This window comes from Streptomyces violaceorubidus (assembly GCF_000717995.1).
GTDB lineage: Bacteria > Actinomycetota > Actinomycetes > Streptomycetales > Streptomycetaceae > Streptomyces > Streptomyces violaceorubidus.
The window spans coordinates 305,255-324,750 of sequence record NZ_JODM01000003.1 but is presented as its reverse complement, the minus strand read 5'-3'; the positions used below and the strand labels follow the sequence as shown (position 1 = coordinate 324,750).

Below are 19,496 nucleotides of genomic sequence, written 5' to 3'. Positions count from 1 at the left end.
ACGGCCCAAGTCACCCGGGTGGCGGACGCTCAGCCGACCGCGCCCGCCCGGTCCGGTCGGCCCTGCACGGGCAGCGGCACCCGGCCGCCCCGCACCACCGGCTCCAGCAGCAGCGGCACCCCCACCACCGGCAGCAGCCACGCCAGGACGATCAGCCGCTCGCCCCAGATGTTGATGTCGGGGTGCCCCGCCTGGGTGAGGATCCCGGTGCACGCCGCCGCGACCAGGAAACCGCCGACCGCGCCCCCGCGCCGCACGGCGCCCCACGCCCCGGCGGCCAGCGCCGCCGCGAACAGCGGCTGCCACGCCTGCCTGCGCAGCCACTCCACCCAGAAGTTGCCCTGCAACTGCCAGAACTCCGGCCACGGACGCGCGCGGTCGGGTCGGGCGAAGTGGTCGGTGAGCAGATCCTGGAGGCTGTCCGCCTCGGACGGGTAGTGCAGCAGCCGCGCCAGCACCAGCGTCGCGGCCGCACCGGCCAGCCCCACGGCCGCGAGCGCCAGCACCTCCCGGGGTGGCGGGCCGCTTCCGTGCCGCCGCAGCCGCCGGTGCCGGCGCAGGGCGATCACCGCACCGGCCGCCGCCAGGCACAGGCCGAGGAACAGCGCCTGGGAGTGCTTGACCGTGAACAGGGCCGACAGCGAGGCGGCGACCAGCGCGAGCCCGGCCCGCCGCCGGCCCGCCCGCAGCACCAGCGCGCAGCCCCACACCGCGGCCAGCGTCAGCGCCATCAGCAGGCCCTCGGTCATCGGCCGCATCGCGGTCGTCCCGCACGGCAGTACGTAGTACAGCGCCTGCCCGGCCAGCGCGAGCGGCACCGGGACCGACAGGGTCCGCAGGATCAGGAAGACCAGGACGCCGCCCGCGCCCGCGATCACGACCCCCGCCGCCCACAGGCCCCACGTCACCCCGAAGGCCAGCACGAACGGCACCAGGAACGCCGGATAGCCCGGCCGCGCCTCGAAGATCGCCATGAAGCGCTCCGACATGTACGGCACCGTGTGCCCGCCGGTCTGCCCGGCCGCCAGCCGCGGCCGCACCGCCGCCCACTCCTGCTTCCGGCACTCCGCCAGCACCTCGTCGGCGGGGTCGGGGCGGTGGAAGCGGACCACGTGCACGCTCTGGTCCCGGCGGGCCCGCTCCGCCCGGGACGCGCACACGTAGTCGATGGTGGCCGTCGCCGCCCCGCGCTTGCTCTCCCCGGTCAGACTCATGGCGTACGACAGGTAGTTCCTGGTGTCGGGGGTGTCCCGGCCGGTGACGTTCGCCAGCTGGAGGGCGGCGAACACGGCGGCCAGGAGCAGCACTCCCCGTACCCGGCGGCTCACCGGACCGCGGGGTCTCATGTGGAGGGCAGCAGGTCGCGTCCGGACGGGACGGCGCGGGCGCCGGGGACGCCGGAGGGCTCCGGCGCCGGCATCGGCTCGCCCAGCAGCAGCGTCCGCACCACCCGCTCGGCCGCCCTCCCGTCCTCGTACTCGCAGTACCGGGCCCGGAAGGACGCCCGCAGCCGCGCCGCCTCCTCGTCCCGCCACGCCCCGGAGGCCAGCAGCCACGCCAGCTCCCGGTAGGAGCGCGAGACGTGCCCGGGCGCCTCCTCGGTGATGTCGAAGTACGTGCCGCGGGTCGCCGTGTAGGGGCCCCAGTCGTCGGCGTGGATCACGATCGGCCGGTCCAGGAGGGCGTAGTCGAACATCAGGGCCGAGTAGTCGGTGATCAGCAGGTCGGAGGCGAGCATCAGGTCCTCCACGTGCGGCTCGTCCGTCGCGTCGACCACCACGCCCCGCCGGTGCAGCTCCGCGAGGCCCAGGCCCCGCGCCGGACCGGTGGCGAGGGACGGGTGCAGGCGCACCACCAGCGTGTGGCCCTCGCCGAGGTCGGCGGCGAGCCGGGCCACGTCGAGGCGCTCGACGAGCCCGCCGCGCCGGTACTCGCGGCGGGTCGGCGCGTACAGCACGACGGTGTGGCCCTCGGGGACGCCGAGCCGCTCGCGGACCCTCCGGCCCTCCTCGGCACCGGCGCCGACCAGGACGTCGTTGCGCGGGCTGCCGGTGCGCGCGGACGTGAAGTGGCAGGGGTAGGCCCGCTCCCAGATCCGCTCCGCGTACCGGCCCGCGACCAGGCTGTGGTCCCAGCGGTCGGCCCGGCGCAGCATCTGCGGCACGTCCAGACCGTGCCGGGCGCCCGGCCTGCCCAGCAGGTCGACGCCCATGTACTTGAGCGGGGTGCCCTGATGGGTGTGGATGTGGACGCTGCCCGCCCGCTTGTCCACCGCGCCGGGCCAGTTGACGTTGTTGACGAAGAACGCCGCCCGCTCGGTCACCCGGCGGTAGGCGGCACTGCCCAGGACCACGTGCTCGGTGCCCGGCGGCAGCAGCGCGGGGTCCGCCGCGCACTCCTCGTCCCGCACCACCCACACCCCGCGCAGGTGCGGCGCGAGTTCGCGGGCCGCGCGGTGGATCGCGGCGGGGTCGCCGAGCACACCCCGGTGGGAGAAGGCCGAGTACACGACGAGGTCGGGGTCGAGGGGCCGGCGGGGGAGCAGGGCGGTGGCGGCCCGACGGGCCCGCCCGGCGGCCGTGGCGCGCGCCTGCCGGGTCCGTCGCTCCAGCTCCCGCGCCGCACGGCCGGACTGCCGGCGCAATAGGTAGGCGGCGTAGGGCCCCTCCAGCACCCGCAGTTCCGCCGGGACCGCCGCGTCCCGCGGCCGGTACGCGCGGAACATCTCGGCGGTGCGGTGGAAGAACTCGGCCCGGTCGGACGGCGGCAGCCGGTCCGGCTTGGACAGGATGTCCAGGCAGTGCTCGCCCATCTTGGCGTGCAGGAACGGCCGCCACCGGGCCGCCAGCTCCGGCCGGGCGTCGAGGAAGGCGAAGACGCGCTCGTACTGCGCGTGGACGTCGAAGTGCTTGCGGCTGGTGGTGGACAGGATGTTGCCCTGGCGCCGCTGGCGGTAGTTCAGGCAGATCCGGTCCAGCGTCGCGATCCGCTCCGCGCTGAACATGACCGGGAAGGTCCAGGGCGTGTCCTCGTAGTAGCCGGGCGGGAAGGTGAAGCCCTCCCGTTCGACGAAGTCGCGCCGGTAGACCTTGTTCCACACCACCATCAGCAGGTCGAGGATCTCGGGGCGTTCGGCCGCGGTGAACGTGTCCTCGCCCGCCTCCGAGAGCACCCGGGCCAGGACGTTGCGCCGGGTGCCGCCCCACCAGTAGGTGCGCGCGTAGTCGAAGACCAGCACGTCCGGGCCGTCGGGGCCGCCCGTCTCCTCCAGCCGGTCGGCCATGGCGCGCAGGGCGCCCGGGGTGAGGGTGTCGTCGCTGTCGAGGAAGAAGAGGTAGTCGCCGGTGGCGTGCGGCAGCCCGGCGTTGCGGGCCCGGCCGAGGCCGGCGTTCTCCTCCAGGTGCAGCACGCGCACCCGGTCGTCGCGGGCCGCGTACTCGTCCAGGATCGCCCCCGAGCCGTCCGGGGAGCAGTCGTCGACGGCGATCACCTCGATGTCCCGGAAGGACTGGTCCAGGACCGAGTCGAGGCACTCGCGCAGGAAACCCTGCACCTTGAAGCAGGGGACGATGACGCTGAAGCGGGGCACGGCGGGGTCAGCTCCTTACGAGGGTGGCGGCGGCGGGGGCCGGGACGCGCTCCGCGAGCGGGATCACGGGCGGCAGCGCCTCGGGCGGCTCGCCGAGCAGCACCCGGCGCACGACGCGCTCGGCGGCCCGGCCGTCGTCGAACTCGCAGAACCGCTCCCGGAAGGCCGCCCGCAGCGCCGTCGACTCCGGGCCCGCGTAGGTGCCGTCGGCGAAGACGCGGGCCAGCTCCTCCGGGGTGCGCGCCACCGGTCCGGGCGGGGCCGCCATGAGGTCGAAGTACACGCCGCGGGTCTCCCGGTAGACGTCCCAGTCCTCGGCGTACACGACGATCGGGCGGTCCAGGTTGGCGTAGTCGAACATGATGGACGAGTAGTCGGTGACCAGCGCGTCCGCGGCCAGGCACACGTCCTCGGAGGAGCGGTGCGCGGTCACGTCGATGACCCGGCCGGTCCGCTCCCGGCTCCCGCCCCGGTCGTAGAAGTAGTGGGCCCGCAGCAGCACCACGACGTCCTCGCCGGCCGCCTCGCAGAAGGCCTCCAGGTCCAGGCCGCCCGCGCCGAAGCCGGACTCCCAGTCCCGGTGCGTCGGCGCGTACAGGACGGCCGTGCTCCCCTCCGGGACGCCCAGTTCCCGCCGGACGCGGGCCACGTCCTCGGCGCTCGCCGTGCAGTAGACGTCGTTGCGCGGGTAGCCGTACTCCAGGTGCTCGTAGGCGCCCGGGAAGGCGCGCTCCCACATCTGGGTGGAGTGCCGGTTGGCGGACAGGTTGAAGTCCCAGCGGTCCACGCGGGCGAGGAGCTTGGTGAAGCTGCCGGTGGCCGCCGCCACCACCGGGTACGTCGACTGGTCCACGCCCATCGTCTTCAGCGGCGTGCCGTGCTGCGTCTGCAGGTGCACGCTGCCGGGGCGCTTGACGACGCCCTCGGCGAAGTTGGCGTTGTTCACCAGGAACCTGGCGCGGGCCAGCACCTCCCAGTACCGGTGGCTGCCGATGACGGCGTGCTCGACCCCCTCCGGCACCGTGTGCGCCTGGTCCGGCTCGACCAGGAACACCGACCTGAGATGCGGGGCCAGTTCCCGGGCCGCGCGGTGGATCGCGGCCGGGTTGCAGGCGTAGCCGCGGCCCCAGTAGGCGCAGTACACGACGAGGTTCGGGTCCAGCGGACGGCGCAGGTGGCGGCGGTAGCGCAGCCGGGTGCGCAGCCCGCGCGGCCACGGCAGGCGGCGCAGCAGGCCGGTCGCCGCCCGGTTGGCGGCGCGCAGCGCGCGGAAGCCGGTGTACGAGCCCGACGCCAGCATCCGGTGCTGCACGCCGAGCCGTCCGCCCGGCGGCCTGAAGCCCGCGGGGCGGTGACGCCGGTACAGGCGGCTCGCCCGGCGGTAGAAGGCGCGGCGCGCCCGCCCGGACAGGCGCCGGGGGTGGGTCGCCGTCTTCAGGACCGCCGCGAAGAGCTGCTCGAACAGGGGTCCGCGCCGCTCGGGCGGCAGGCCCAGCTCGGCGGCGTGGGTGAGCGCCAGTTCGGCCTGGTCGAGCAGGTCCGCGTGGTGCTCGCCGGGCAGGTTCAGCCGGTTGCCCTGGCGCCGCACCCGGTGGCGTACGACCACCTCGCGCAGCACCGCCACGCGCTCGGCGCGCGCCGCGACGCGGGCGCCGAAGCCGAGGTCCGTGTAGTGCCCGGCGGGGAAGTCCAGCCCTCGCTCGGCCAGGAAGGTACGGCGGTGGACCGCGCTCCACGCGGGCAGGTGTACGCCGCTCAGCAGCGGGGCGCGGTCGGGGGCGAAGGCGCCGTCCGGGGCCTTCGCCAGCAGTGGCGCGGCCGGGTTGGTGGTCTCGCCCTCCCACCAGGGCACGCGCTCGTACTCGACGTACAGGACGTCGACGCCGCCGGTGTCCGCCAGCCGCGCGTCGAGGGCCGCCAGCGCCCCGGGGACCAGGATGTCGTCGCCGTCGAGGAACAGCAGGTACGCGCCGGTCGCCGCCCGCATGCCGGCGTTGCGCGCCCCGGCCAGACCGGCCGACGGCGGCGAGTGCACGGGCGTGACCCGGGTGTCCCGCTCGGCGTGCTCCCCGGCGACGTCCGCCGCGGGGCTGTCGGGGCCGTCGCAGACCGGGATCAGCTCGAAGTCGCCGAAGGACTGGCCGAGGACCGAGTCCAGTGCCTGGGAGAGCCGCCCCGCGACCCCATGGGACGGGACGATGATGCTGAAGCGGGGCATACTGCTCTTTCTCTCGTGGTCCTGGTCCGACTCGTCCTGGTACCAGGGGGGAACTCCCCGTAGGCAAACGGTGGTCAGAGGCTGTCGGTGACGGTGCGGGGCCCCGCGGGTTGCGGCACCGTGGCCAGCGGGGTGCGGGCGAGGACGGCCGCGGCCGAGGGCGCGGGGCGGCGCTCGGCGAGGGGGACGACCGGCGGCAGATCGCTCTCGCCCAGGACGACCCTGCGCACCACGCGCTCGGCGGCGCGGCCGTCGTCGTAGGGGCAGAACCGCTCGCGGAAGGCGGCCCGCAGCCGTGCCGACCGGGCGCCGTGCCACTCGCCGCTCGCGAACAGGCCGATCAGCTCGTCCTCGTCCCGCGCGATCGCGCCCGGTGGGAAGGAGCGCAGGTCGACGTAGGTGCCGCGGGCCGCCTCGTACGCCTCCGGCTCATGGGCGTGGATCACGATCGGGCGGTCCAGGCCCGCGTAGTCGACCATCAGGGACGAGTAGTCGGTGACCAGGGCGTCCGAGGCCAGGCACAGCGACTCCACGTGCGGGTGGCCGCTGACGTCCAGCACCCGGCCGGCGGAGGCGGTGAGCGGGCCGCCGTGCCGGGGGTGGGCGCGGGCCAGCACCATGAAGCGCGGTCCGAGCCGGCGCACGACGCGTTCCAGGTCCAGGGCGGCGCGCTGGGTGCGCCGGTAGTCGCGGTGGGTGGGCGCGTACAGGATCGCGACCGTGCCCTCGGGGATGCCGAGGGTCTCGCGCAGCCGCGCCACGTCCGCCGCCGTCGCCCGCTGGAGGACGTCGGTGCGCGGCTGCCCGCACTCCAGGGCGGCCCAGTCGCCGGGGTGCACGCGCTCCCAGGTCAGGGTGGAGTGGCGGTTGGCGCAGACCACGTAGTCCCAGGAACCGGCCTCGCGCAGCAGCCGGGCGAAGTCGGTGCCGCGCGCGGCGGCCGGGCGCTCCTGGAGGTCCAGGCCCATGTGCTTGAGGGGGGTCCCGGCCCGCGTCTGGACCAGCACCTGCCCCCGCCGCCTGACCAGGCCGGGGCCGAAGGCCGCGTCGCTCACCAGGTAGCGGGAGCGGGCCAGGGCGGTCCAGTGGGCCGCCGTGCCCGGGGCCAGGCGGCGCGTGCCGGGCGGCACGGTGTGGTGGTGCACGAGGTCGGCGGCCCACGCGGTGCGCACGTGCGGCGCCAGACGGCGGAACGCCTCCTCCAGCGCGCCCGGGTCGCGGCCGTACTCCCGGTGGCCCTCGACGGCGAAGAGGGCACGGTCGGCGCGGAGCGGCAGGCAGCGCTGGAGGCGGTAGTGCAGCCGGAGGGCGCCGGTCCGGGCGGTGCGCAGCAGGCCCGCGGCGCCCCGACCGGTACGGCGGCGCAGCGCGGAGGCGAGGCGCAGGGCGGCGTAGGTGCGGCGCAGGCCGAGCCGGAGCAGGGCGTGGCGCAGACGGACGGGCAGCGGGGCCCGGGCGCCGGGGACCCGGTAGCGGCGGCAGTGCACGCGGGCCCGGCGCAGGAACTCGGCGCGCAGCGCACGCGGGAGGCGGTCGGGGCGGGTGTACACCGTCGTCAGGTGGTCGGCCATGCGGCGGTACAGGAGGGGCCGCCAGCGGGCCAGCTCCTCGCGCGCGTGGGGGTGCGTCTCCCCGCGCGCCTGGAGGAACGCGAAGACGCGGTCGTACTGGGTGAACACGTCCAGGTGCCGCTCGCTCGGCGTGCCCAGGATGCTGCCCCGCAGGCGCTGCCGGTAGTGGACGCAGACCCGGTCCAGGGTGGCGACCGACCCGGCGGTGATCAGGAGCGGGTAGGTCCAGGGGGTGTCCTCGTAGTAGCCCGGCGGGAAGGCGAGGCCCTCGCGCGCCGCGAACTCCCGCCGCACCGCCTTGTTCCAGGCCACCATCAGCAGCTTCAGCAGCCCCGGCCGGTCGGCGAGCCGGAACGGCGCCGGGCCCTGCTCGGTGAGGTGCGCGGCGGCCTGGTTGCGCACCGTCTCGCCGGTCCAGTACGTGCGCGCGTAGTCGTAGACCAGGACGTCCGGGTCGCCCGTCTCCTTGATCCGGTCGGCGATGCTCCGCAGCGCGTGCGGGGTGAGGGTGTCGTCGCCGTCGAGGAAGAGCAGGTAGTCGCCGCCCGCCCGCTCCATCCCGGCGTTGCGGGCGGGGCCCAGGCCCTCGTTGCGCGGCAGGCGGACGACGCGGACCCGCGGGTCGAGGGCCGCGAACTCGTCGGCGATCGCGCCGCAGGCGTCCGGGGAGCAGTCGTCGACCACGATGACCTCGAAGTCCGGGTACGACTGGGCCAGCACCGACTCCAGGCACGCGTGCAGGTACGCCTGCACCTGGTACGCGGGAACGATGACACTGAACCTGGGCACGGGGACATCCATCGGTCGGCGGGATCGGTGCGGGCGTTCGGCCCGGCAACGTCCCGCGGAGCGGGTTGGTTACGGTCCCCGGGGCATTCGGGGGACGTTGTGCCCGTACGGATGAGGGGGCGGACCGGAAACCGGCCCGCCCCTCAAGGGTGGTGTCGCGGCGGCTACTTGACGGCACCCGCCATGACGCCGGAGACGAACTGACGCTGGAAGGCGAAGAACACGGCCAGCGGGATCACCATGGAGATGAACGCGCCCGGCGCCAGCACGTCGATGTTGTTGCCGAACTGCCGCACCTGGGTCTGGAGGGCGACCGTGATCGGCTGGTTCCCGGAGTCCGAGAAGATCAGCGCGACCAGCATGTCGTTCCACACCCACAGGAACTGGAAGATGCCCAGGCTCGCGATCGCGGGCCCGCCGAGCGGCATCACCACCCGCACGAACAGCCGCAGTTCACCTGCGCCGTCCAGGCGGGCCGCCTCCAGCAGCTCCCGCGGGATCTCCGCGAAGAAGTTCCGCAGCAGGAACACCGCGAAGGGCAGGCCGAAGCCGACGTGGAAGAGGATCACGCCGAGCAGCGACCCGAACAGGCCGATTTTGCCGAAGAGTTCGGCGATCGGGATCAGGGCCACCTGCACGGGCACGACCAGCAGCCCGACCACGGCCAGGAACCACCAGTCGCGGCCCGGGAAGTCCATCCACGCGAAGGCGTACCCGGCCAGCGCCCCGATGACCACGACCAGGACGGTCGCGGGCACGGTGATCAGCGCGGTGTTGAGGAGGGAGGAGGTGATGTCGCCGTTCTTCAGCAGCTCCTCGTAGCTCTGGAAGGTGAGCTGCGAGGGCTCGGTGAAGACCTTCCACCAGCCGTTCGCCGCCATGTCCTCGGGGGTGCGCAGCGAGGAGAGCAGCAGCCCGATCGTCGGCACCAGCCAGCGTTACTGCGCCGTCCCGGGGGACGACCCCCGGACCCCCAGCCGTCCCAGCGCGGACGCGACTTCATCGCCGCACCTCCCGCCGCACGTTACTGCGCCGTCCCGGGGGACGACCCCCGGACCCCCAGCCGTCCCAGCGCGGACGCGACTTCATCGCCGCACCTCCCGCCGCAGTCGCCGTACGTTGAACCACATCACCGGGATGACCAGGAGCAGCAGGAACACCGCGATGGCGCTGGCGACGCCCGGCTGGTCCGAGGCGAAGCCCTTGCGGTACAGCTCCAGGGCGAGCACGTTGGCGTCGTCCTGGGAGGAGCCCGGGGCGATGATGAAGACCAGGTCGAAGACCTTCAGCACGTTGATCATCAGGGTGACGGCCACGACCGCGAGGACCGGTGCGAGCAGCGGCACCGTGACCCGTCTGAAGACCTGCCACTCGTTGGCGCCGTCCACCCGGGCGGCCTCCAGCAGCTCCCGGGGCATCCCGGCCAGGCCCGCCGCGATCAGCACCATCGCGAAACCCGCCCACATCCAGACGTACGATCCGATGATCGCCGGGGTGACGAGGGAGGGGCCGAGCCAGTTCAGGCCGTTGTACGGCTCCTTGAAGTTGTCGGCCGGCAGCCTGAGCAGCGCCCCGTCGGCCGCCGCGGGCAGCGTGAAGGTGCCGTCCCCGGCCGCGGTGGTGGACGCGACCACCTCGCCGTCCTTGACCGCCTCGATCTTCATCCCGGCGTAGCCCAGCTCGGCCGCGTCGACGCCGCCGAGCCTGCCCACGCCCTTGCCGCGGGTGAAGTCCTGCCAGGTGGTGCCGGTGACCTTCCCGTCCGCGGGCTCGGCGGTCGCGGCCTGCTTCGCGCCGTCCGGCATCAGGTCGGGGGCCACGCCCACGAGCGGCAGCACGACCGGGGTGCCCGCGGTGACCGGCCGCTTCGTGACGAACGCGCCCCCGCCGGCGGCTTTCAGCGGCGAGTCGCGGCCCGGGTGCGCCTTCGGGAACGCCGACGACTCGGCGAACGTGTCGTGCACCCCGACCCACACCGCGTTCGCGACGCCCTTGTCGGGGTCCTGGTCGTACACCAGGCGGAAGATGATGCCGGCCGCGAGCATCGAGATGGCCATCGGCATGAAGACGACCAGCTTGAACGCCGTGCCCCAGCGGATGCGTTCGGTCAGCACCGCGAAGATCAGACCGAGCGCGGTGGCGACCGTGGGCGCGAACACCACCCAGATGACGTTGTTCTTCAGGGCGGTGCGGATGCCGTCGTCGGTGAACAGCGTCTCGTAGTTGTCGAACCCGGCGAAGGAGTCGCCGGACTGGTCGTAGAAGCTGCGGATCAGCGAGTACCCGATCGGGTAGACCACGAGCGCGCCGAGCAGGACCAGGGCGGGCAGCAGGAACAGCACCGCCACGGACCTGCGGGTGCCGGTCACGCTCTTGCGCGGCTTGGGTGACCTGGGCGCGGCGGGGCCCCGCGAGGCTCCCGCCGCCGTCGCCGACGCCATCGCGTCAGCCTCCGTAGGCGGCGGCCGCGTCCGCCTCCAGCTTCGCCTGGGCGCCCGCGACGTCCTTCGGGTTCTTCAGGAAGTCCTGGAGCGTCTTCCACTCGCCCTTGCCGGGGGTGCCGCCGAAGGCCTGCGGGGCCTGGTCCGACATGTCGAAGCGGAAGTCGTCACCGGCCGCGATCAGCGCGTCGGCGATCTTCTTCTGCACCTCGTTCGGATACACCGAGGAGTCGATGCTCTTGTTGGGCGAGAGGAAACCGCCGAGCTTCGCCTGGATCGCCGCCGCGTCCGGCGAGGCCAGCCAGGTGGCCAGCGCCTGCGCCGCCTTCGAGTCCTTGAGGATCACGGCCGCGTCGCCGCCGGAGACCACCGGCGCGGTGTCGCCCACGGCCGGGAACGGGAACACCTTCGCGTCCGTGCCGACCTTCGCCTTGGTCTCGCCGATGTTGACCTGGGCGAAGTCGCCCTCGTAGACCATGCCCGCCTTGGGCTGGTCGCCGCCGGTGAAGGTCTGCGTCACCGAGGCCGGGAACTCCGTCTGGAGCGCGCCGGAGGCGCCGCCCGCGACGAAGTCCTTCCTGCCCCAGATCTCCGCGAGGGTGGTCAGTGCCTCCTTCACGGACGGGTCCGTCCACTTGATCTTGTGCTGGGCGAGCCGGTCGTACTTCTCCGGGCCCGCCTGCGAGAGGTAGACGTTCTCGAACCAGTCGGTGAGCGTCCAGCCGTCCGCGCCGCCCACGGAGAACGGGGTGACACCGGAGTCGTAGACCATCCGGGCCGTGTTGAGCAGCTCGTCCCAGGTCTTCGGCTCGGCGGCGCCCGCGTTCTCGAAGACCCGCGTGTTGTACCAGATCAGCGACTTGTTGGCGGCCTTGTAGTACACGCCGTACTGCTTGCCGCCGACCTTGCCGATGTCCTGCCAGCCCTGCGAGTAGTTCTCGCCGAGCTCCTTGGTGGCCTCGGCGCCCAGCGGCTTGGCCCAGCCCTTGTCCACGGCCTGCTTGATCGCGCCGGGCTGGGGGAGCATCGCCACGTCCGGCGGGGCGCCGCCGGCGATCTTCGAGCCGAGGAAGTTGATGATCGGGTCCTGGGCGGGCACGAAGGTCACCTTGGCGCCGGTGCGCTTCTCGAACTCGGTGAGGACCTGCTTGAAGTTCTTCTGCTCGGTGCCGGTCCAGACGGCGGCGACCGACAGGCTCTCGCCGTCCAGCTTCGGAAGGGTGACGGAGGCGCCCGGCTGCTTGGTGCCGCCGCCCTTGTCGCCGCTGTCGTCACCCTTGTCGTCGTCACCGCCGCACGCGGTGAGCGAGAGCGCGAGTGCTCCCGCGGCGAGGGCGGCGGCTGCCCGGGTGGTCCTCTTGACGGTTACGCGTGTCCGGATGGTGCTGCTCGTGCGCATCACTGCCCCGTTCTTCGTTCCTCGTCGAACGCTCGGCGCTGTCCCGTGCGCTCTGGTGTACGCCAGGGGGGTGAGGGCGGCAAGGGCGCGTCCGCGGTCGACGGGGGGATCGTGACCGCGTCGTGACCGTGATCAGGCGTCCGGCGCGGGTGCGGGAGTCTCGGGGCTGCCCGGCGTCACAGGAGGGAGGGGACCTCCGCCGCCGAGACCTCCCGGGCCGCCCGCTCCAGCGCGCTGGCCAGGAGGGCCAAGTCGGTCGGCCCGTTGCCCAGTTCGCGCACCGGGCGGCGGGTGGGCGGGTCGCCCATGCGGTGCCACTCCAGGGGGACCACCGTGGGGCGCAGGGTCGCCGTGCGCGGGATGCGGCCCGTGACACGGCCGCCCTGGAAGGCGGTGGTGCGTCCGTCGGGGTGGGCCAACCGCCCGCGCCCGGGCGCCGGTTCGTCCGGACCGGGGGTCGGCGCGTCCAGGGTGATCCGCAGGGTCGCGCGCAGTGCGGGCTCGGTGCGGTCGGTACGGCCGCCGGGCGCGGTGGCGGCCACCAGGTGGACGCCGAGCCGCTCGCCCTCGCGCGCGACGGCCTCCAGCGCCCGCATCACCGAACCCGCCGCGGGCCGCCCCGGGGAGCCGAGCGGGGGCGTGACGAGCGCGTCGAGGTCGTCGACGACCACGACGAGGCGGGGAAGCGGCGGGACGGGACCCGTCCGGCGCCGGGCGGCGGCCGGGCGCAGCCGCAGCGTGGAGCTGGGCGGGGACTCGACGTCCCCCGAGTCGGAGACCGGCGCGGGCCCGGCGGGCGTCGGGGTGCGCTGGGCGATCAGCCGGCCCGACACCTCGCGCCCGGTGTGCCACTCGGAGAAGTCCGACCGCCCGAGCAACTCGGCGCGCCGCTTCAGCTCGGCGCTCAGGGACTGGGCGAACTCCCGCATGCGGACCGGGTCGTTGGCGGTGAGATGGGTGGTGACGTGCGGCACGTCCGTGCACACGCGCAGGCCCTCGCCGTGGGCGTCGCCCGAACTCACGCTGTCCCGGCCGTCCATGAGGACGACGCCGAGCCGGTCGGGGCGTTCGGCGGAGGCGAGCGAGGCGACGAGCGCCCGCAGCAGCTCTGTGCGGCCGCTGCCCGGCGGTCCCTCGACGAGCAGGTGCGGTCCCTCGGCGGCCAGGTCGACCAGCACGGGGCCGCGCGGACCGGCGCCCAGCACCGCCTGCGCGCGGCCCCCGAGGGAGTCCGCGTCGTCGGCCGCGGCGGCCCAGCGGGCCATCAGGGAGGCGGGGGTGGCCCGGGCCAGGCCCAGCTCGTCGAGGAGCCGGGCCACCGGGGGCAGCGGTGCGGACACGCGCGTGTGCCGCTCGCCGCCGACGGCGGTGTCGGTGCGCAGCGGGGCCAGGGCGCGCGCGAACCGCTCGGCCCAGGGCAGGGAGACGGCGTCCACCGTGCCGAGGGTGCCGTGACCGACCGGACCGGCGGGGGCGGCCGGGGTGCCCGGCGCCGCGTTCGTGCCCGTGCGGGCGACGCGCAGCAGGCGCAGGCTCGTCGCCACGTCGCCGCTGAGCAGCGCGACGGCACCGCACTCCCGGAACACCGGCGACACCGCGCAGGCCGCCTCGTACGTCCGCGTCACCGGGGAGGTGGGGGAGGCGGCGGCCGTCTCGGCGAGGCACACGACGTGGACACCGGCCCGCGGTCCCTCCAGGGCCAGCCGCGCCACCGCCTCGCGCAGGTCGGCACCGCCGGGGTCCCCGTCCACGACGACCACCGTGTACGGCCCGGTGAAGCCGCCGGAGGCGTCGGTGCCGGGCCGTGCCCAGGAGGGCTGCGGGCGGACCGCACCCGGGGTGGCGGCCGGGTCCGGGCCCGGGGGGCGTGCGCCCGACGGGGCCCCGTCCGCGAGGTGGTCGTCGAGGTGGTCGTCGAGGCGGCGCAGGAGTTCGGCGGCGCGGGCCGCGGCCTGTTCGCGGTCGTGGGCGAGCAGCAGGCGGCAGTCCTGGCCGTGTCCGGGGCGCACCTGCGGCAGCCAGCCCAGCCAGGACCACTCGGTCGTCCGCTCGGCGAGCGGACGGGATCGGTCCGCGCTGATCAGGACGATCTCCAGGGTGTCCGCGGAGTGCAGCGCGGCGAGCTGCGCCAGCACCGAACGGGCCAGCCCGGAGAGCCGCTCGCGCGGGCCCGCGAGTCCGAGCGCGCCGACCTCGCGCAGGTCGGCGGTCACCGGCACGGCGGGCAGCGGGATGGCGCCGCCCGGCGCCACCCGGTCGGCCGTACCGAGCCGCACGGTGAGCGCCTCCGGGTGGCCCGGGCCGCGCTCCCACAGCCGGGGCCCCGGACCCAGCGCCGTCAGCAGCAGCGACGCGGGGTCCGGCCAGGTCTCCGGGGCGTGCGCGGCGCCGGACGGGGACGCCGGTGCCGGTCCGCGCGGCTCCGCCTCGTCGGGCGCGTACGGGCCGGACACCGGGGCCGCCGGGGCACCCGCGCGCCCGCCGGTCAGCCGCCGCGCCCACGCCCCTATGCCACCGCGCCTGCGCATCTCCTGCGGCACGTCGGTACCGCGCAGGGGAGTCCCCTTGCGGCCGGAGCGGGCGCCCGGGGCGCCGTCACGGCCGGTGCGGGGGTCCGGGCCGACGCCGTCGTCCCGGCCGGCCGCCGCACCGGTCGCGCGCGCAGGGGGAACGGCGGCATCGGACGTGCCCGCGCGGGGGGCACCCGCGTCGGCCGTGCCCTGGGCGGTCGCCTCCGGTCCGGCCGGGCCGTCGCCGTACGCGGTCCGGCCGCCGGGTGCTCCCGGGCCCGGGGCGCCGTATGCCCCCGCGCCCGGCCCGCTGCCGCGGGGGGCGCCCGCGTCGGCCGCCTCCGTACGGGCCGCGCCCGGCGTGGCGGGGCCCGCGTCCGTACGGGCCGCGCCCGGCGTGGCGGGGCCCGCGCCGTACGCGTCCCGGCCGGGTGTCCGTGGGGCCGGGGCGCCGTAGCCGTCCGTGCCGGAGCCGCCGGTCGCGCAGGCCCCCGCGCCCCGCGCGCCGCCGTGGGTCTCGCCCCCGGCGGGGGACCGGTGGGGCAGGCCCGCGGTGGGGCCGGTGCCGTGGCTCTCGACGCGGGGCGCGCCGCCCTGGCCGGGGACCTGCGCGCCCCGGCCCGGGGCCTGCGACGGCCCGGTGGGTGCCCTGCCCGTGTCGTACGCCGAGCCGCCGTACGCGTGGGGGGCGCGCTCCTGGGGCCGGGGCGTGCCGTCCGTCCCGTGGGCCGGGCCCGCCGCGCGGGAGCGGCCGTCCGCGTCGCGCACCTGGGCCCCGGCCCCGTCGGCCACGCGCGCGTGGGTCGTCTCCGTGTCTTCGTCCCCGGCGCCCGACGAGGGCGTCGGGGGCCCGGAGAGCCGTACGTGGCCCTCCCCGTCCGGCGTCGTGGCCAGCCGGGCCTCGGCCGCCGGCGGCACCGGCACGAGCCGCAGGGCCGACTCGCCGATCCGCAGCAGGGCACCCGGCGCGAAGCGGACCGGGCGGTCGCCCACCCGGGCGCCGTCCAGGGTGGTGCCGTTGGTGGAGCCGAGGTCGGCGACCGAGACGCGGGCGTCGGGGCCGACGGTCACGGCGCAGTGCATCCGGGAGACGTCCGGGTCGTCCAGCGCGACATCCGCGTCGGCGGAGCGGCCGAGCCGGATCTGCCCCCCGTGCAGGAGGTGGACGCCGCCCGCGTCGGGGCCCGCGACCACGTGGAGCTGGGCGGGGACGTCGGCCGGCTCGGTGTGCGGGTCGGGCTCGCCCGGGGCGCCCAGGCAGAGCACGGCGCCGTCGATCAGCGGGGGCTCGCCCAGGGTGCTGCGCTGGGCGTCGAGGCGCTGCGCACCGGCGTACAGCACCACCTGGCCGGGGCCCGGACCCTCGCCGGGGAGCGCGGCGGCCAGCGCGGAGGCGACCGAGGCCAGGGCGGTGCCGGCCGGTGCGGTGACGAGGACGTCGCACCGCGCGGAGCGGTCCCCCGCCAAAGCGGCCGAGGCAGCCGAAGCATGCGGGCCCAGCGGGTCTACGACGGTCAGCCGGATCTGCATCGCCGTCAGCGGTCCCTTCGCGCGGGCGCCCGCACGCCGGGACAGAAGCCGTCACCGCGGTCCCCCACCGCGGACTTCCCCCACCGTCACACGAGCACGTCGGCCAGTACTGCAAGGCATCCTCGCACCTGCCGCTGACAACGCGCCCGCCGCCCGCCGTCAAATGATCTTGATTGGTCGGCTCTGACCCCAAAAATGCCTGACAGGTGGCGCACGGATGATCGAACAGAGCCCGCTTGAGATCGGTCACGTACGGGCGGCGGCAACCAAGGGACCGGGTCGAGCGTCTTTCCTCCGAACGTGGTCCAGGGGGCGGCACTACAGTTGGGTCCGACTGGGACCGACCGGTTGTGGAACAGTGGTCCGAACAGCCAGCAAGCAACTAGGAGCGCATGACGTGCGGCCGGTAGGCAGCAAGTACCTCCTCGAGGAGCCCCTCGGCCGTGGCGCCACGGGCACCGTCTGGCGTGCCCGCCAGCGCGAGACCGCGGGCGCCGAGGCGGCCGTGGCAGGGCAGCCCGGCGAGACCGTCGCGATCAAGGTCCTCAAGGAAGAGCTCGCGAGCGACGCCGACATCGTGATGCGCTTCCTGCGCGAGCGCTCCGTCCTGCTCCGGCTCACCCACCCCAACATCGTCCGGGTCCGCGACCTGGTCGTCGAGGGCGAGCTGCTGGCCCTCGTCATGGACCTCGTCGACGGCCCCGACCTGCACCGCTACCTGCGGGAAAACGGGCCGCTCACCCCGGTCGCCGCGGCCCTGCTCACCGCGCAGATCGCCGACGCGCTCGCCGCCAGCCACGCCGACGGCGTCGTCCACCGCGACCTGAAGCCGGCCAACGTCCTGCTGAGGCAGACCGGCGGCGAGATGCACCCGATGCTCACCGACTTCGGCATCGCCCGCCTCGCCGACTCGCCCGGCCTCACCCGCACCCACGAGTTCGTCGGCACGCCCGCGTACGTCGCGCCGGAGTCCGCCGAGGGCCGCCCGCAGACCTCCGCCGTCGACGTGTACGGCGCCGGCATCCTGCTGTACGAGCTGGTCACCGGCCGTCCCCCGTTCGGCGGGGGCTCCGCCCTGGAGGTGCTGCACCAGCACCTGAGCGCCGAGCCGCGCCGCCCCTCCACCGTCCCCGACCCGCTGTGGACGGTCATCGAGCGCTGCCTGCGCAAGAACCCCGACGACCGTCCCGGCGCCGAGAACCTCGCCCGCGGCCTGCGCGTCGTCGCCGAGGGCATCGGCGTGCACGCGAACAGCGCGCAGATCGCCGCCGCCGAGAACGTGGGCGCCCTCCTGGCCCCCGACCCGGCGCCCGCGCAGGTCCCGGACGCCCCCGGCGCCGCCTACGACCCGAACGGCGCGACCAGCGTCCTGCCGCACACCTCGGGCCCGGCGGGCGCCGCCGACCCCACCGCCGTCCTCCCGAGCACCGGGGCCCCCGACCCGACCGCCGTCATGCCGCCGGTGCCGCCGGGACAGCCCGGCGCCCCGGGACAGGGCGGTCCCGAGGACCCGCACCCCTGGCAGAACCAGCTGCGCGCCGCCCGCGACCGCAACGAGCAGACGCAGGTCCAGTACCTCGACCCGAACCAGGACCCGCTGCGCCGCCGCCCCCAGCGGCAGGTCTCCCGCGCACCCCAGCAGCCGCGCCAGGCCCCGCAGGGCCCGCCGCCCCAGCAGCCCGGCTACGGCTACCCGCAGCAGCAACCGCCGCAGCGCTACGCCACCCCGCAGCCCCAGCCCCAGCAGCCGCAGCGCCCCCAGCCGCAGCGGTACGCCCCGCCGCCCACGCCCGAGCCGCAGCCGCCCCGGCGCGAGCCCAGGCCACCGCGGCAGCGCGGCGCCAACCCGATGCGCATCCCGGGCCTGGGCTGCCTCAAGGGGTGCCTGTTCACCGTCGTCATCCTGTTCGTGGCCGGCTGGCTCGTCTGGGAGCTGAGCCCGTTGCAGGACTGGATCGGCACCGGCAAGGGCTACTGGGACCAGCTCACCGACTGGTTCACCACCGTGACCGACTGGATCGGGGACCTGGGCGGCTCCGGCGGAGGCTGAGTCTGGAGACTTGTCGACATCTGGAGGGTGATTTCCGCCTCCACGGTGAAGGCCGGCTCCTCGGACGCGTACTTTTAGGCGCAACACGCGTCGGTAGGAGCAGTCTTGGCACGGAAGATCGGCAGCCGGTACGCCGCACACCAGATCCTCGGACGGGGCAGCGCCGGCACGGTGTGGCTGGGCGAGGGTCCCGACGGACCCGTCGCGATCAAGCTGCTGCGCGAGGACCTGGCGTCCGACCAGGAGCTCGTCTCCCGCTTCGTGCAGGAGCGCACCGCCCTGCTCGGCCTGGAGCACCCGCACGTCGTCTCGGTGCGCGACCTGGTGGTCGACGGCAACGACCTCGCGCTGGTCATGGACCTGGTCCGGGGCACCGACCTGCGCACCCGCCTCGACCGGGAGCGGCGCCTGGCGCCCGAGGCCGCGGTCGCCGTCGTCGCCGACGTCGCCGACGGACTGGCCGCCGCGCACGCCGCCGGGGTCGTGCACCGCGACGTCAAGCCCGAGAACGTGCTGCTCGACATGCAGGGCCCGCTCGGCCCCGGCGGCGCGCACCCTGCGCTGCTGACGGACTTCGGGATCGCCAAGCTCATCGACACCCCGCGGCGCACCCGCGCCACGAAGATCATCGGCACACCCGACTACCTGGCCCCGGAGATCGTCGAGGGCCTGCCCCCGCGCGCGGCGGTCGACATCTACGCGCTCGCCACGGTCCTGTACGAGCTGCTCGCCGGCTTCACGCCGTTCGGCGGCGGCCACCCCGGTGCGGTGCTGCGCCGCCATGTGACCGAGACCGTCGTCCCGCTCCCCGGCATCCCCGACGAGCTGTGGCAGCTCCTCGTCCAGTGCCTGGCCAAGGCCCCGGCCTCCCGGCTGCGCGCCTCCGAGCTGAGCGCCCGGCTGCGCGAGCTGCTGCCGATGCTCGCCGGAATGGCCCCGCTGGACGTGGACGAGCCCGACGCCGAGCAGCAGGAGGACGACCCCGACGAGTCCGCGGCGTCCCCGGCCGTCCCCGCGTCCGCCGCCGAGCCCGTCCGGCGCCGGGGAGCGGTGCCCCTGGTGCCGGGGGCCAAGCCGGCCGACTCCAACCGCGACACCCACACGTCGATGCGCGTACCGGCCCCGGACGAGCTGGCCGGCGGTGCCCGCGGCACCGCCCGGGCCCCGCGCGCGGCGGGCGCCCCGCGCCCCGGCTCGGCCCGCAACCGGGCCACCGCGCGGCGGCGCCGGATCGCGGTGGGCGCGGTCGCGGTCGCCCTGGTGGCGGCGATCGGCGTCGGTACATGGCTGGCCACGGGCGGTGACGAGGAGGGCACCGGACCCCAGGACACGCGGAACTCGGCACCGGCCGCCCCCTGAGGCCGCACCGCCCCCCGGCACCCGCGCCCGCACCCGCCGG

The 19,496-nt window shown here is 75.4% G+C and carries 10 protein-coding genes; 2 read left to right on the top strand and 8 right to left on the bottom strand.

The window, feature by feature from the left end; genetic code table 11:
* Positions 1–29: 29 nt before the first annotated feature.
* From IE94_RS0108045 to IE94_RS0108010, 8 genes are all read right to left on the bottom strand, one after another.
* The gene (locus IE94_RS0108045) at positions 30–1,346 is read right to left on the bottom strand and encodes a DUF2339 domain-containing protein (RefSeq protein WP_030180310.1); all 1,317 of its coding nucleotides are present in this window, start codon (positions 1,344–1,346) and stop codon (positions 30–32) included.
* Positions 1,343–3,589: a bifunctional glycosyltransferase/CDP-glycerol:glycerophosphate glycerophosphotransferase gene (locus tag IE94_RS0108040; RefSeq protein WP_030180307.1), complete on the bottom strand. Its 2,247-nt coding sequence runs from the start codon at positions 3,587–3,589 to the stop codon at positions 1,343–1,345. The genes IE94_RS0108045 and IE94_RS0108040 overlap by 4 nt, the downstream gene beginning before the upstream one ends.
* A 7-nt stretch (positions 3,590–3,596) precedes the next feature.
* The gene (locus tag IE94_RS0108035; RefSeq protein ID WP_030180304.1) at positions 3,597–5,807 is read right to left on the bottom strand and encodes a bifunctional glycosyltransferase/CDP-glycerol:glycerophosphate glycerophosphotransferase; all 2,211 of its coding nucleotides are present in this window, start codon (positions 5,805–5,807) and stop codon (positions 3,597–3,599) included.
* A 74-nt stretch (positions 5,808–5,881) separates the two neighbouring features.
* Positions 5,882–8,167, bottom strand: a complete 2,286-nt coding sequence (locus IE94_RS0108030) for a bifunctional glycosyltransferase/CDP-glycerol:glycerophosphate glycerophosphotransferase (RefSeq protein WP_030180301.1) — start codon at positions 8,165–8,167, stop codon at positions 5,882–5,884.
* Between the two features lie 164 nt (positions 8,168–8,331).
* Positions 8,332–9,099 (bottom strand): carbohydrate ABC transporter permease, encoded by a 768-nt coding sequence (locus tag IE94_RS0108025; RefSeq protein WP_051777353.1) that lies wholly within the window; start codon positions 9,097–9,099, stop codon positions 8,332–8,334.
* Positions 9,100–9,252: 153 nt separating this feature from the next.
* Entirely contained in the window at positions 9,253–10,608 is a 1,356-nt protein-coding gene (locus IE94_RS0108020; protein ID WP_030180297.1) for a carbohydrate ABC transporter permease, read from the bottom strand.
* Positions 10,609–10,612: 4 nt separating this feature from the next.
* The gene (locus IE94_RS0108015) at positions 10,613–12,007 is read right to left on the bottom strand and encodes an ABC transporter substrate-binding protein (protein WP_030180294.1); all 1,395 of its coding nucleotides are present in this window, start codon (positions 12,005–12,007) and stop codon (positions 10,613–10,615) included.
* 176 nt (positions 12,008–12,183) lie between these two features.
* Positions 12,184–16,047 carry an FHA domain-containing protein gene (locus IE94_RS0108010; RefSeq protein WP_030180293.1) on the bottom strand — a complete coding sequence of 1,288 codons (3,864 nt, stop codon included), beginning with the start codon at positions 16,045–16,047 and terminating at the stop codon, positions 12,184–12,186.
* A gap of 397 nt (positions 16,048–16,444) precedes the next feature.
* On the opposite strand from IE94_RS0108010, the gene IE94_RS0108005 reads away from it, so the two are divergent.
* Together IE94_RS0108005 and IE94_RS0108000 are read left to right on the top strand one after the other, a co-directional pair.
* Complete coding sequence (locus tag IE94_RS0108005) at positions 16,445–18,097, top strand: serine/threonine-protein kinase (protein WP_030180291.1); 1,653 nt, start codon at positions 16,445–16,447, stop codon at positions 18,095–18,097.
* A 105-nt stretch (positions 18,098–18,202) separates the two neighbouring features.
* Positions 18,203–19,456 carry a serine/threonine-protein kinase gene (locus IE94_RS0108000; protein ID WP_030180290.1) on the top strand — a complete coding sequence of 418 codons (1,254 nt, stop codon included), beginning with the start codon at positions 18,203–18,205 and terminating at the stop codon, positions 19,454–19,456.
* Positions 19,457–19,496: the final 40 nt, after the last annotated feature.

What these genes read in the sequence shown, in the direction of transcription:
- IE94_RS0108015 (WP_030180294.1), bottom strand. Translation starts at nt 12,007, where the DNA reads ATGCGCACGAGCAGCACCATCCGGACACGCGTAACCGTCAAGAGGACC.
- IE94_RS0108020 (WP_030180297.1), bottom strand. Translation starts at nt 10,608, where the DNA reads ATGGCGTCGGCGACGGCGGCGGGAGCCTCGCGGGGCCCCGCCGCGCCC.
- IE94_RS0108010 (WP_030180293.1), bottom strand. Translation starts at nt 16,047, where the DNA reads ATGCAGATCCGGCTGACCGTCGTAGACCCGCTGGGCCCGCATGCTTCG.
- IE94_RS0108035 (WP_030180304.1), bottom strand. Translation starts at nt 5,807, where the DNA reads ATGCCCCGCTTCAGCATCATCGTCCCGTCCCATGGGGTCGCGGGGCGG.
- IE94_RS0108045 (WP_030180310.1), bottom strand. Translation starts at nt 1,346, where the DNA reads ATGAGACCCCGCGGTCCGGTGAGCCGCCGGGTACGGGGAGTGCTGCTC.